Source organism: Algoriphagus limi (assembly GCF_024919275.1).
In the GTDB taxonomy this organism is placed as follows: domain Bacteria; phylum Bacteroidota; class Bacteroidia; order Cytophagales; family Cyclobacteriaceae; genus Algoriphagus; species Algoriphagus limi.
This window is the reverse complement of the sequence record NZ_JANWGH010000003.1, coordinates 226410-239027: the sequence shown is the minus strand read 5'-3', so window position 1 is coordinate 239027 and position 12618 is coordinate 226410. Positions and strand designations below refer to the sequence as shown.

The 12618-nt window shown below is 42.5% G+C and carries 14 protein-coding genes and 1 tRNA gene; 2 read left to right on the top strand and 13 right to left on the bottom strand.

Annotation, left to right across the window (positions count from 1 at the left end; translation table 11 throughout):
• Positions 1–2: 2 nt before the first annotated feature.
• From NY014_RS13100 to NY014_RS13065, 8 genes are all read right to left on the bottom strand, one after another.
• Positions 3–2771, bottom strand: coding sequence for a TonB-dependent receptor (locus NY014_RS13100; protein WP_259415037.1), 2769 nt, complete (start codon positions 2769–2771; stop codon positions 3–5).
• A 170-nt stretch (positions 2772–2941) separates the two neighbouring features.
• Positions 2942–3154 carry a hypothetical protein gene (locus NY014_RS13095; protein WP_259415036.1) on the bottom strand — a complete coding sequence of 71 codons (213 nt, stop codon included), beginning with the start codon at positions 3152–3154 and terminating at the stop codon, positions 2942–2944.
• A 10-nt stretch (positions 3155–3164) separates the two neighbouring features.
• The gene (gene gltX, locus NY014_RS13090) at positions 3165–4703 is read right to left on the bottom strand and encodes a glutamate--tRNA ligase (RefSeq protein WP_259415035.1); all 1539 of its coding nucleotides are present in this window, start codon (positions 4701–4703) and stop codon (positions 3165–3167) included.
• Between the two features lie 152 nt (positions 4704–4855).
• Positions 4856–5137: a hypothetical protein gene (locus NY014_RS13085; RefSeq protein WP_259415034.1), complete on the bottom strand. Its 282-nt coding sequence runs from the start codon at positions 5135–5137 to the stop codon at positions 4856–4858.
• Positions 5138–5222: 85 nt separating this feature from the next.
• Positions 5223–5588 carry a 50S ribosomal protein L19 gene (gene rplS / locus NY014_RS13080; RefSeq protein WP_259415033.1) on the bottom strand — a complete coding sequence of 122 codons (366 nt, stop codon included), beginning with the start codon at positions 5586–5588 and terminating at the stop codon, positions 5223–5225.
• A 51-nt stretch (positions 5589–5639) separates the two neighbouring features.
• The gene (gene trmD / locus NY014_RS13075; RefSeq protein ID WP_259415032.1) at positions 5640–6356 is read right to left on the bottom strand and encodes a tRNA (guanosine(37)-N1)-methyltransferase TrmD; all 717 of its coding nucleotides are present in this window, start codon (positions 6354–6356) and stop codon (positions 5640–5642) included.
• Between the two features lie 3 nt (positions 6357–6359).
• Positions 6360–6890 carry a ribosome maturation factor RimM gene (gene rimM, locus NY014_RS13070; RefSeq protein WP_259415031.1) on the bottom strand — a complete coding sequence of 177 codons (531 nt, stop codon included), beginning with the start codon at positions 6888–6890 and terminating at the stop codon, positions 6360–6362.
• Positions 6891–6904: 14 nt separating this feature from the next.
• Entirely contained in the window at positions 6905–7465 is a 561-nt protein-coding gene (locus tag NY014_RS13065) for a 30S ribosomal protein S16 (RefSeq protein ID WP_259415030.1), read from the bottom strand.
• Between the two features lie 214 nt (positions 7466–7679).
• Here NY014_RS13065 and NY014_RS13060 point away from each other — a divergent pair.
• Positions 7680–7751, top strand: a tRNA-Arg gene (locus tag NY014_RS13060).
• 69 nt (positions 7752–7820) lie between these two features.
• The gene (locus NY014_RS13055) at positions 7821–8360 is read left to right on the top strand and encodes a retropepsin-like aspartic protease (protein WP_259415029.1); all 540 of its coding nucleotides are present in this window, start codon (positions 7821–7823) and stop codon (positions 8358–8360) included.
• 67 nt (positions 8361–8427) lie between these two features.
• On the opposite strand, the gene NY014_RS13050 is transcribed toward NY014_RS13055, so the two are convergent.
• The 5 genes from NY014_RS13050 to NY014_RS13030 all read right to left on the bottom strand — a co-directional run bounded on the left by NY014_RS13050 (position 8428) and on the right by NY014_RS13030 (position 12598).
• Positions 8428–9315 carry a Nif3-like dinuclear metal center hexameric protein gene (locus NY014_RS13050; RefSeq protein WP_259415028.1) on the bottom strand — a complete coding sequence of 296 codons (888 nt, stop codon included), beginning with the start codon at positions 9313–9315 and terminating at the stop codon, positions 8428–8430.
• Positions 9316–9700: 385 nt separating this feature from the next.
• On the bottom strand, positions 9701–10342 hold the full coding sequence (locus NY014_RS13045) for a hypothetical protein (RefSeq protein ID WP_259415027.1): 642 nt from the start codon (positions 10340–10342) through the stop codon (positions 9701–9703).
• A 25-nt stretch (positions 10343–10367) separates the two neighbouring features.
• Entirely contained in the window at positions 10368–11159 is a 792-nt protein-coding gene (locus NY014_RS13040) for an SDR family NAD(P)-dependent oxidoreductase (protein ID WP_259415026.1), read from the bottom strand.
• Complete coding sequence (locus tag NY014_RS13035) at positions 11143–11811, bottom strand: acetoacetate decarboxylase family protein (protein ID WP_259415025.1); 669 nt, start codon at positions 11809–11811, stop codon at positions 11143–11145. The genes NY014_RS13040 and NY014_RS13035 overlap by 17 nt, the downstream gene beginning before the upstream one ends.
• A 13-nt stretch (positions 11812–11824) precedes the next feature.
• On the bottom strand, positions 11825–12598 hold the full coding sequence (locus NY014_RS13030) for an SDR family NAD(P)-dependent oxidoreductase (protein WP_259415024.1): 774 nt from the start codon (positions 12596–12598) through the stop codon (positions 11825–11827).
• Positions 12599–12618 lie beyond the last annotated feature (20 nt).

The window sequence follows — 12618 nt, the reverse complement described above, 5'->3', positions numbered from 1 at the left end:
CATCACTGATTTGCCTGATTGATGGTAAAGGTGCCTGAAATTGGTTTTCCATCCAAACTCAATCCCCGAATCTCCACCCGCATCGGACCAGCCTGATCATTGGTGAAAAAGCTAATTTCTACCTCACCAGAATCATCCGTCACTAGGTTTCCATTCCAGTATAAAGTTTTTCTCAAATCCTGACTCGGTACTTCAGATATAGTGTCATAGGAAAACTCGAAAAAGCTTCTTGGCACCTCATAACCTTGAATAACAAATTCCGAAATAGTTGATGGAATAGCCATTTGCTGCTGCGAACTCATGCCATCTTTTAAGTACACAGCAATGACCCCATTTCTCCCTTGATCACCCAACATAGATACTGTCCTTGATACAATTTCAACCCGGTCAATATCATTGGGATTAATATTTCGAAGATTATCTGCCGCGGTGGCATCAGGCCCGGAAACCAAAATCGCTCCATTCACCATCACCACAGGTTCCATGGATCCAAAAACAGAAGTTGCACCTCCGCGAAGTCGGATTTGTTGTTTACCGCTGGCTCCGGCAATTGTCACTCGCATTCCCGGTACGTTTCCAGCCAAGCTATTCACCAAATCCACAGCACTCCCAGTAGCCATGATTTTATCACTGGTAACCACAAAATCCGGATTTCCATAGATCGCTCCACTAGAAGAAGGAGCCTTTTCTTCCACCTCTACTTCTTCCAACTCCACAAACTCCTCGGAAGGCTTTTCTAAAACTAGCTTATTGGCACTTTCAATTATTTTAGGCCAATTCACACTCGGAAAGGAAGCAATAGGTGCCGGAAGTGATTCCAAATATTCTACTTCAGGCAGAGGTCGGCCTTTGGAATCTACTCCTTGAATAGCCAATCGCATCGGACCATAAAATTCCATTTCCTCCATGGCAAACTCCCCATTTCGATTTGCCTCTAACTCAACAATTCCCTCAAATCCGTTAACGAAAACGGTGACATTTCCAGCCGTTCCCCTACCCTTTTGATCTTTCAAAAGAAACTGTTCATTCAAGCTTTTTTCAATCGCGTAGGAAAACCTATCCAAGCCTACCGATTCAGGAATTTTTTCAAGGATTAAAGAATTGATAGCCACCGATTCTTCCAATACAGGCTGCACCTGCGACAAATCATAGACTGTGACTGAAAGTCGCGCAGAAAGTGGCTTTCCTGATAACTCTTTAGAGTTAATTTTCAAGTTGACCTTTTCCCGCTTCCCATAGTGAGGCTTATCTGTTCTTACTGTTACATTTTCGGAAACTCCACCTGACGCATTGGCCTTTTCTACTTCTTGACCTGGTGCTATTACCAAAATCGGCTTAGTGAAATAGTGATCAGGACCATAATTCCTGTTCCAATTGGTATAAGCTCTGAGGTAAAAATGATTACCCACAAGAGAATCTGGAATAAAGAAACTGCCTCCAGCTGCCCCTTCGAAGATTTTGTATTTCTTTTTGAAAATGAAGTCGCGGTCCTCAGAAAGCAATTCCACATGCAAAATCTCACTCAGCTCATTCTTCAGGTATGGATTTCCATAATTGATAAAGGCCTGAAAAAAGACCTCATCTCCTACTTGATAATAAGGACGATCAGTATGAATGTAGATTCGCTCTTGGTAGTTAGCCGCTGTTTTTTCCAAATTTTGAAGCTGAATAGCCCGCTCAGCGTCATAGTCCAAAGGGAGCATGGACGCAACTCTTCTTCGGTCCATATCCCCAGAAAAAACCACATCTTGAGGATTAAGGATCATCCCATTTTCCCTTACCCGAACTCTTCCTCCATTCACCTCCAACCAAGAAACCGGATAAGGAGCATCCCGGTAAGTATTCTGTTGACTATAGCCCTTCTGATAGTGAATTTCAATTCTTCCCTTCAAATAAATCCAATACTCACCCGGCTTGTCTGCAGGTGCTACCAATTGCTCAGGCTTGTAAGGAATCACGGATTTTCCCAATTCATTGGCGAAAATATCCGAACGCATATTTCTTGAATCGGCTCCGCCCGGCTTGTCTCCATAGAGGAAAAACCCTTCTTTTTCATGGGTTCCGGCAATCATCGCCCGAAACATATTTTGAGGAGATTTCCGATAAACCTCCATGCGATTCTTCTCCCATTCTTGCTCTTGCTCAGCAGACCCTGCCTCCATTTCTTCAAAACGAGCCGCACCAGAGATCCTGTAATTCACCGGATTATCGAAGAATTCCGTTAAATCGAAGGTGATTTTATAACCCAAGTAATTGTTTACCAATTCAATAGGCAATTGGGAACTCGCCAAAAAAGTATTCCGCTCCTCGGACGGAGGAAAATCGATGACCCATGGATTTTCGATCTCAGTTCGGGCAGCCATCAAATCATTCCCAAGGAATAAGTTTTCAAACTTCCGCAAATCTCTCTCCCAAGCCTTATCTCGTTTTGCTTTAATTTCCACATCACTTAATTCGGTCTCAAGCGGCTTGAGCGAAAGATTCAAGGTAAGGGTACCGCCAGGATTTAAAGTCACTTGTTTGGTGACCGCCTCATACCCCATAAAAGAGAAGCCAATCTCTGTTGGACCAGGCTGTAAATCCTGAAGCGTATAAGCACCATCCAAATCCGTTGTCGTGGAAATGGTGGTATTGTTAATGAAAACATTACAGAAAGGAAGAGTTTCACCTGTTTCAGCATCCTTAACCACACCAGTTACAGTACTGGTTTGGGAAAATCCGGCATACATCAAAAAGAAGCCTAGGAAGAGAGAAAGTAAAAGTTTTTTCAAGGGAAATCGTTGGTTTAATAGCTGGTGAAATTACAGAATTGATCTGTAATTATTTCTCATAACAAACGAAGCTAACCTAATCAGGTTGAGGATTACTAGTCTTTCATCTTTTCAACAGGGAAGAAAAGAGCATTTGAACTCCTCAAGAAAAAAAGCTCCTCTCGGGAGCTTTATTTTTCTTCATCAGAACCGTTCTGTATTTCATCCAAATCATCTCGATCCTTGAGTTTTTTGTCTTCCACATTTTTATTCAAAAACTCATTGATCTTGTCGATCGAAAAAGTGGAAGAAATCTCCCCAAAGGAATCGATTTCCATTTTAAACCCTTTCAGGTCATCATGGACTTTCGGTTCTTCGTTTTTCTTTTTTTTCTTTTTGCTCATACTATTCAACTTATTGAGCAAGTGGCAAAGTTTCTAAGGCGAATCGAATTCGCTGAGCCACTTCCTTAGGACCTAAGATAGCAAATATCTCCATCAAATCCGGTCCTGCACCTGCCCCGGTCACAGAAAGTCTTACAGCCTGCATCACTTTTCCAAGTTTGATTCCCGCTGCTTCCGCAGTAGATTCAAGCAAGGATTTTGCAGAATTTGCATCAAAATCCCCTTCGAAGGAATCTAACTTTTCCTGATAAGCAGAAAGTACTTTCACTGCATCTTCATTCCATTTTTTCGCCGCTACTTGCTCATCAAATTCGGTAGGAGCTACCACAACAAATCGGCTTTCCTGCCACATTTCTGCCGGGAAGGAAACCCGTCCTTTTGTCAAAGCCGCGATAGCCTCGGCAGTATCACCGGAAATTTGGAATCCTTCCTTCTCAGCACTTACCTGAATGTAAGGAGCCAATTCCGCGTCGGTTTTTGCCCGAAGATATTGCTCATTGTACCATTTGGCTTTAGCAATGTCAAACTTGGTCCCTGCCTTTCCAATTCGCTCGATGGAGAAAGCTTCGATCAATTCTTCTTTGGTAAACAATTCCCGATCATCTCCGGGGTTCCAGCCCAAAAATGCTAAGAAATTCAACAATGCTTCTGGAAGATATCCCTGCTCTCTAAAGCCACTAGCAGTCTCTCCTGTGGTTTCATTTTTCCAGTCAATTGGAAAAACAGGAAATCCTAACCGATCTCCATCCCGCTTGGAAAGTTTGCCGTTTCCATCAGGCTTCAAAAGCAAAGGCAAATGGGCGAATTCCGGCATGGTGTCTTCCCACCCAAAATAGCGGTATAACAAGACATGCAAGGGAGCTGAAGGCAACCATTCCTCACCGCGGATCACATGAGTAATCCCCATCAAATGATCATCAACAATATTTGCCAGGTGATATGTAGGCATACCATCTGACTTCATCAAAACCTTATCGTCAAGCGTCGAAGAATGCACCATTACCCAACCTCGAATCTGATCATGTAAGCGAACTTCCTCTTTTCTGGGGATTTTGACACGAATCACATACGGTTCTCCGGAAGCAAGTCTCGCTTTCACCTCATCTTCAGGTAAAGTCAGGGAATTTTTCATTTGGGTTCGCGTAATGCTATTGTATTGAGGCTGAACAACCCGGGCAGCAGTCAATCGCTCCCGCATAGCTTCCAATTCCTCAGCAGTGTCAAAAGCATAGTAAGCAAGCCCTTTTTCAACCAAACTCAAGGCATATTTCATGTAGTCAGGCTTTCGCTCTGACTGACGATAGGGACCAACAGAACCTGGGTTCCATGGACTTTCATCCGGTGTAATTCCCAGCCAATCCAAGGAATCCTTGATATAGATCTCGGCACCCGGAACATAGCGGGCCTGATCTGTATCTTCTATTCGAAGGATAAATTTACCGTTGTGTTTTCTTGCAAAAAGGTAATTATATAAGGCAGTACGGACTCCACCTATATGTAAAGGTCCTGTCGGGGAAGGGGCAAAACGTACGCGAACTTCTCTGCTCATGGGTTTAGAATATGCTTAGCTTTTAACAGGCAAATCTGCCTATAGTTTATCAATGAAGCTGCAAAGATAGGGATTTGTAAGGGAAAGGCTCGATTCAAATCGGCAGCAAAAATTTCTACTAAACAGATTTAATATGGATGATTGTGGGAAATCTATATATCCCGATCTATCCAAACCATAATCCCCAATAGGATCAAAAACTTAAACCCTGCGACTACACAGAATAGAGTGACTATTTGATGGGGCTCATAGGAAGATAAGAACCAAGAAAATTCAGGCTCAATTTTAATATTCCAATCCTGAAAAAGTCCTCGATTCCCCAAATAGGCTATTAGGAATAATAAAACGGAAAATGTAGCAAAAAGCAGCTGGGCTAATTTGACAACCACTTTTCCAAGTTTTTGTCCAGGATCGAGGATTTGAGTTTCTTTCATTAGCATTTTGTATGCTTGTATGAATTTAAACAAATGAAAAAAGGAACCCAAAATTGAGTTCCTTTTATGTTGAATCGGATGAAACTTAGTGTTTCACCTGGATTTTTTCTTTGATTCGGGCAGCCTTACCTTGACGACCTCTCAAGTAGAACAATCTAGCTCTACGTACTTTACCTTGTCTCAACAATTCGATTTTCTCGATAGCTGGAGAAAGGATAGGGAAGATACGCTCTACACCGATTCCGTTAGAAATCTTACGTACAGTAAAGGTCTCTCCGTTAGAGTTAGGGTTCTTTCGCTGAATTACAGTTCCTTGAAACTGCTGTACCCGCTCCTTGTTACCTTCTTTGATTCGTACGTGTACGTTGATGGTATCTCCGGCTTTGAAAGAAGGGAATTTAGCTCTTGCTTCGTTGTATTCCGCTTCTACAATTTTCATTAGTTCGCTCATAGCTTCTATATTTTATGCTTTCGCTGTTTGGCCAACACGTGGCTTGTTGAATTACTTTTTTCTCTTTTTCAAATCGCTTTCACCCAAACCTGACTTAGCCCACAAATCGGGTCTACGTTCACGGGTCCGGCGAACCGAGGCTTCAAATCTCCATTCATTGATCTTTGCTTCATGACCTGAAAGCAATACCTCCGGTACATTCATTCCTTGCCATTCAGCAGGACGAGTATAGACTGGCGGCGCCAACAGGTGATCCTGAAAGGAATCTGTCAAAGCTGAGGTCTCATCATTGAGTACACCAGGGATCAATCGAATCACCGCATCCGCTACTACAGCGGCCGCAAGCTCTCCTCCCGATAGCACAAAATCACCAATGCTAATTTCCTTGGTAATGTATCGCTCTCGAATCCGCTCATCTACCCCTTTATAATGTCCACAAAGGATTAATAGATTTTGCTGAAGCGATAGTGAATTAGCCATAGGCTGATCGAAGGTCTCTCCATCAGGGGTCATGTAGATGATTTCATCATATTCCCGCTGACTTTGAAGGCTCTCGATGCATTTCGCAATGGGCTCTACCATCATCACCATGCCGGCTCCTCCACCAAAAGCATAATCGTCAACCTGCTTCTGTTTTCCTGTGGCGAAGTCACGCAAATTGTGAACCCTCACTGTAGCTAGTCCTTTTTCTTCCGCCCTTTTTAGGATAGAATGTGAAAAAGGTCCTTCCAGCAGTCCAGGTACCACACTGATGATATCGATGTGCATGTCTCAGTCTTCCAGATAAATGTCAAGCAATCCTTCTGGCAATCGGCAGAAAACTTTTTTTGCTGCCTTGTCTACCTTAAGAATGATCTCATCCTGAATCGGAATAAGAACTTCCTTGTTTTGGTAGCTCACTCCCAGAAGGTCTTGGGTTTCCAAGTCGTAGATGGTTTCCACGGGACCTAAGACCCCGGTTTTCTCATCTTCTACTTCAAACCCGATCAACTCGTGGTAGTAGTATTGGTCTTCACCTAGCTCCGGTAAAGCTGTCAGTGGGAGGAAAACTCCCGAACCAACCAATGGCTCTACCTGCTCAATGGTGTCAAAGTCCTCAAATTTGGCCAAGGCCTTATTCCCGGTCTGAAGAACAAAATGCTCCAAAAAGAATGGAACCAAGCGTCCTTTTTGCTCGAGAAAGATGTGCTCCAGATCTTCATAATCTTCTGGATAATCCACATCGAGAACCACCATTACTTCACCACGAAGTCCATGAACTTTGGCCACATAGCCCAATTGAAAGCACTGCTCCTTGTTCATGGGGAGATTTTATATTAAGCTTCTGTAGCTTCTTCGCCTTCTGCGGAAGCTTCAGGAGCAGCATCTTCAGCGGCTTCTTCAGCAGGAGCTTCGGCTGCAGCAGCTGCTGCTTTTGCCTCTTCTTCTCTTGCTTTGATCGCATCAAGACGAGCCTGATTCTTAGCGGCTTCAGCTTCAAGAGCTTTTTGACGAGCTTCTTCTTTCGCTTTACCGATTGAGTCTACCTTGCTTTGAATCTTAGCTTCTTTCTCAGACAACCAAGCCTCAAATTTCGCGTCCGCTTGTTCTTGCGTGATCGCACCTTTCACCACTCCGATTTGGAGGTGTTTTTTAAGCATTACCCCTCTGTAAGACAGCATTGCCTTTACCGTATCGGTAGGCTGGGCTCCGTTCAACAACCACTGTAGAGCGCGCTCATTGTTGATGTTGATCGATGCAGGGTTCGTGTTCGGATTGTAAGTTCCGATTTTCTCGATGAAGCGTCCATCCCGTGGAGCTCTCGCATCAGCGACAACCACGTCGTAGATGGCCATTTTCTTTCTGCCTCGACGTGCTAATCTGATTTTTACTGACATAGTTTGTTATTGTTTGTTTAATGGATGGAACCCGTCCATCCTAAATTTGGAGTGCAAAGATAGGGTAAAACTCTGAATCCCCATAAGTTGACTCTAGAATATTTGCGGGTTTTTTGGCATTTCTAGTATCTTGCAGGTCCTTTAGGATCAGTTGTAGCCTGTTTGGATTAAAGCTTTGAAAAAATTAATTCTTAAAGGTGGTGATCTTGCCTATGGCCCCGTAGTTCAATGGATAGAATAGAAGTTTCCTAAACTTTAGATACAGGTTCGATTCCTGTCGGGGCTACTTATCTCTTTCCAATATGAAAAACTTGAGATTTTTTGAAATCCTACAAAATCAAAAAACCGATCAAGAATGAAAAAAATTCTTTTAATCTGCACCATTTCAATTTTACTATCTAATTGCACGGAAAAGCAGAAAGAAGACATTTCTTCCAACCTAAAACCAATCGCTACTCTTTCGGAATATCTAATTGAAAGTGGCTACACCAAGGTGCAGATGGAAAAAGAAAAATCAGGTCACCTACATTTAAAAGGCAAGATTAATGGAGTAGATGCAAACTTCATTTTAGATACTGGTGCAGGGGTAACGATTATAGAAACCAAGCGCAAGAATAAATTCAATATGAAATCAAGAGCTGCTCAAAGTACAGGAACTGGAGCAGGAGGTGCCAATCTCAGAATGGAAGACTCCGGAAATAACACCATCGAAATCGGAAGCATAAAAATTGAAAACCAAAAATTGACCCTGATGAATCTTAATCATGTAAACAATGCCTTTAATAGCCTTGGCATTAAGGAAACAGATGGAATCATCGGTGCCGATATCCTATCAGATAATGAAGCTATCATTGACTACAACAACCTCATCTTGTATTTGAAAGAGTCAAGGTAGAATATCTCAGACAGGTTCTAATAACACCCAATTCCAAAAATTCAATTCGTAAATATTAGCCTCACCCTTAAATAATTTCCAAAGAATTCCCGGAAGGAACATGGAATACGGGTAATCCAGGAAATTGGGACTCTAGCCAAGTCTCTAGAAACTCGGAACCTCCTTCTTCGCTAGCGGAATGCCCGATGACGATCATACTCAGCTTTTTCCCTTGCGAATTAGCAGCACGCACATACTCAGGAGTCTCCCATTCATTGGATTCCCCACATATCAGCACATCGGGATTATACTTCATTATTCCTTCAAGCTGCGCTATTCCTCCCGCTGCTCCGGGAATTAATAGGACTTTTTCACAGGATTGATCCAAATCACCTACATAGCGCATCGCGGGCACATCCAATTTACTTTTCAAGTGGTGGATTAAAGAAGCGAGATTAGTTTGAGGAATGTTTAAAATCGGACTGTTTGCTTGATAATAAGCCTCCCACTCTAAATCTTTCACCACCCCAAGGCGAACTCCATCATCCGCCAATCGATGAATGTAATCATGATTTCTCCATAGGGCAATCCCGTTTTCTTTCATCAAATCATACTTTCTTTGAAAAACCGCATCCTTTTCCAACCATTCTGTTTCATCCAAATGATTGAAAAAAGTGGGCTCATGAGGGATGATAAAGTTTGCCTGCAATGCTATCGCTCGCTCAATTACCTCCATAGTGGCAAACATGGTCGTCACCACACCAGTCACTATCTGATCTCGAGAACCTACTTTTAAAGTATCCACCGTTTGAGGAAAAGGAGCTCCAGAAACCTGACCGATAAAGGCATCCATGATTTCCCCAACTGTAATTTCTCTTTGTTCGGATTGAGCAAAAGACCAAATAGGATTGATAGTCAAACCTGCCCCCAAGAGCAGACCTGATTGGGTTAGAAAGCTTCTTCTGGATTTTTTCATGGTCTGGATATTTTTAAAAATTTACCAAAATTTTTGAATATGCTAATTGTTAACTAGCGGCATTTTAGCTTTGATTAGCCACTTAATTAACTCTTGGTAAACTTCAAAAGATTAATCCAATAGCTATCCGCTATAAAACTCCTCTAAACCCATTTGCAACATCCGGATATTATGGTCCGCGCTATTTCTGCAAAAGAGAAAAAGAGAGTGATCAAATCCTTCGACTTCCAAAAGAATGGATAATCCTGCTTAATAATGGTGAAAGGAGATTTGGTAGATGCATAATCCGGGTTAATCTTCTCCACCTCATCCGTTTTTACATTTAGGACAACAAAAAAACCACCCCAAAATTGAGGTGGTCGATAATTTTTGAGCAGTTGTCAAACTACTCTACTTTCACATCAGAAATCCAAATAAAGCGGTTCCCAGCTCCGTCCCGATGATCGGTTGCTAATTTAATCGGACCGAAATCCTGAAGATTTTCCCAGGTCCAGGTTCTTCCCTCCGGAGCATTTTGTCTTCTGTAAGTCCACTCTAGAATATGATAGTTTTCATCCAGGTACAAATCATAGGCATCTCCCGGGGTATAGCCATCCCCTGAGCCATAAACCACCGTCAACTTGGTAGAATTCTGCTGGTGAAGGGGTGTCGGTACATTTTCAGTCACCTCATATTCATATCCTGAATCCCAAGCCAGTTGAAAGGGCATCATGCACCAATACTTATCATTCACAAAACCCTTGTCTGCATCAGGAAGGGATTCCTTGGGTAAATCCTGACTGTAGGTGAATGTGGTATCAGGCCCGGAGTAGGTAACCATCCGATTTTTGATATCCCAAGACCAATTTCTTGAAAAAACATTCACCGAATCCCGCTGTACATTCCAAGTATAAGAAATCGACTTCAGCTCATCAAAATTCTCAAAGCCATAGGCTTTTGCAACCTGAAAAGGAAGGGTATCGGGCATCTTTGGAGAACAGGCTAAAGTCGCCAGAATCGCCAAAATAAAGAGGTAAGACTTATTCATTTTTTAAAGGGTTAGATTAGCTAACTTATTCATTTTTAGGATTGTTTAGAACCCATTTCTTCAATTTTTTTCTTTCAATAGACTGATAAATCGGTTGGATCAAAAAGAGAAAGCGATCCAAATTCATCATCCATGGAAATAAGTTAGAAGGGAAAATACGTTTTTTTCGCCGGATAATCCCATTAAGGATATTTTCTGCTACTTTTTGGGGTCTTTGAATGGGAAATGCCTTGGGAATGGATTTGCCTGCCGCATCAAAAAAATGCGTGTCTGTAGCGATTGGAAAGACCAAAGTCAACCAATCACCTCCTGACTCTTTCCAAACCGTACGAGCCCATTGTAATAAGGAAGATTTACTTGCAGCATAAATACTATAACCCGGCACCGTCCAATAGGAAATAGCCGAAGCCACAATCACATGTCTTCCAAAATTTTCTTTCAGCAACTGACGCAATTCCATTCCCAACTGTATGGGACTAAATACATTGAGCTGAAAAAGCTGATCCATTTCCCTCCAGTTTTGCTGCTCGGCTAAGCCATATTCCGCCTTTCCTGCATTAGCTATGCTCACGTCCACTCGAGTCCAATGTGTCCGAACCCAATCCAAAATCTTTTGATTCCCCTCCTTTTGACTTAAGTCTACTTTTAGAATCTGAATACCTGGAAATTCCTTTTCCAATTCATCCAAACCTTCTTCCGAAAAATCCGCTGCTAAAATCTGTGCCTGCTGCCCATTTAATAGCCTTACCAACTCCTTTCCTATTCCTGAGGCAGCACCTGTGACGATGATATTTTTCTGGCTAAATGCTCCCCTCATGAATGATCGGTTTTGGGAAATGAATTTGAAAAGGGCGGATATGAACTGCTAATAGCGGTTTGATTTGATCTACCGGAGGAAAAAATTTCGGATTGACTTCATGAATCTTCACCCTCGCCAACTTGGCCTTCCCTTTTCCGGAAGGTTTCGTGTAAAATCCTTTCCCCTCCCACTGCTGATAAAGGTCAATAGGAAGAAGCTTTGTGCTTGCAGGAAATGGAAATCCAAAATGTTTGATCTCACAGGAGAAAAAGTACTCCCCTTGAGATTTTACCTGAATTTTGATTTCCCCATCATCCTCTACCCAATCAAAGTCCATAGTCTCTTTAGGAATCCCCCAATTGGCTCTACCATTTTGGGTGCTTTGCTCCGAATCCACAAAAATACGGGTGATGGACTGCTTACCTTTTAGCTTGAATTTTCCAGGGATAAACAATAATTCCCGATAGGCCCCCACAGGACTTTGAGTGTAATTAACCAACATAAGGTAGCCTAAACCACCTGAAAATTTCCCCTTCAAATACTCCGGCAATTGCCCTTTTTCCTTAATCCATTTTTTGGAAAATTTATAGACCAAAATCACGCCCTCACCTTTTAAATCCCAAGGTGCAGGGGATTTTTGAACCGAATCTTTCGAAAGAGGCTCCGTCATAGATCAGCTCAATTTAGGAATAAGGAGAAGGGCTTACAGAAGTCCAGCCTCCGTCAATTACCAAAGTCTGACCTGTGATGTGCCTAGCCGCATCGGATAGTAAAAAGGCTGCTGCTTCTGCAATGTCAGTTGTGGACGCCGGCCTTCCCAATGGGGTTAACTGTGACCAGATTTTAGCATAGTCAGGGTCAGTGGTGGTTCGTTCCGTAAGAGTTGCCCCAGGAGCAATAGCATTGATCCGAATTCCATGAGGTGCTAATTCCATAACCAGATTTTTGGCTAGCATCTCAATTGCCGCCTTACTCATCGCATAGGCGGTTAGATTTTCGTGGCTTTGATGCGCTGTTACAGAAGAAGTCAACAGAATCGAACCTCCCTCTTCTTGTCTTTTCATCACTCGGGCTACAGCTTGCACCAAAAAGAAAGTGCCGGCTTGATTTACTCTCATCACTTCCATAAAATCCTCCCGATTGTATTCCAAAAAATTTCCAAAAAGGGTAATCCCGGCATTGGCAACTACCTGATCTATTTTTCCAAAATGATGCAAAGCCAAGTCGACCATTTCTTGAATGACTGAGTCTGATGCCGCATCACCCGAACATCCAATCACACTACCTTTTCCTACTCTTGAAAGGTTGGCTACAGCATCCTCCACCAAGCTTTTCTCGGAATCATTAATTACAACCTGAGATCCATTTTCAAGCATTTTTCGGGCAATTTCCAAACCTATTCCTTGGCCTGCCCCTGTGATAATTACTGTCTTTGGACTTTTCATTTTTGTATTCATTTAGCCCTCGAAGGGTTTTA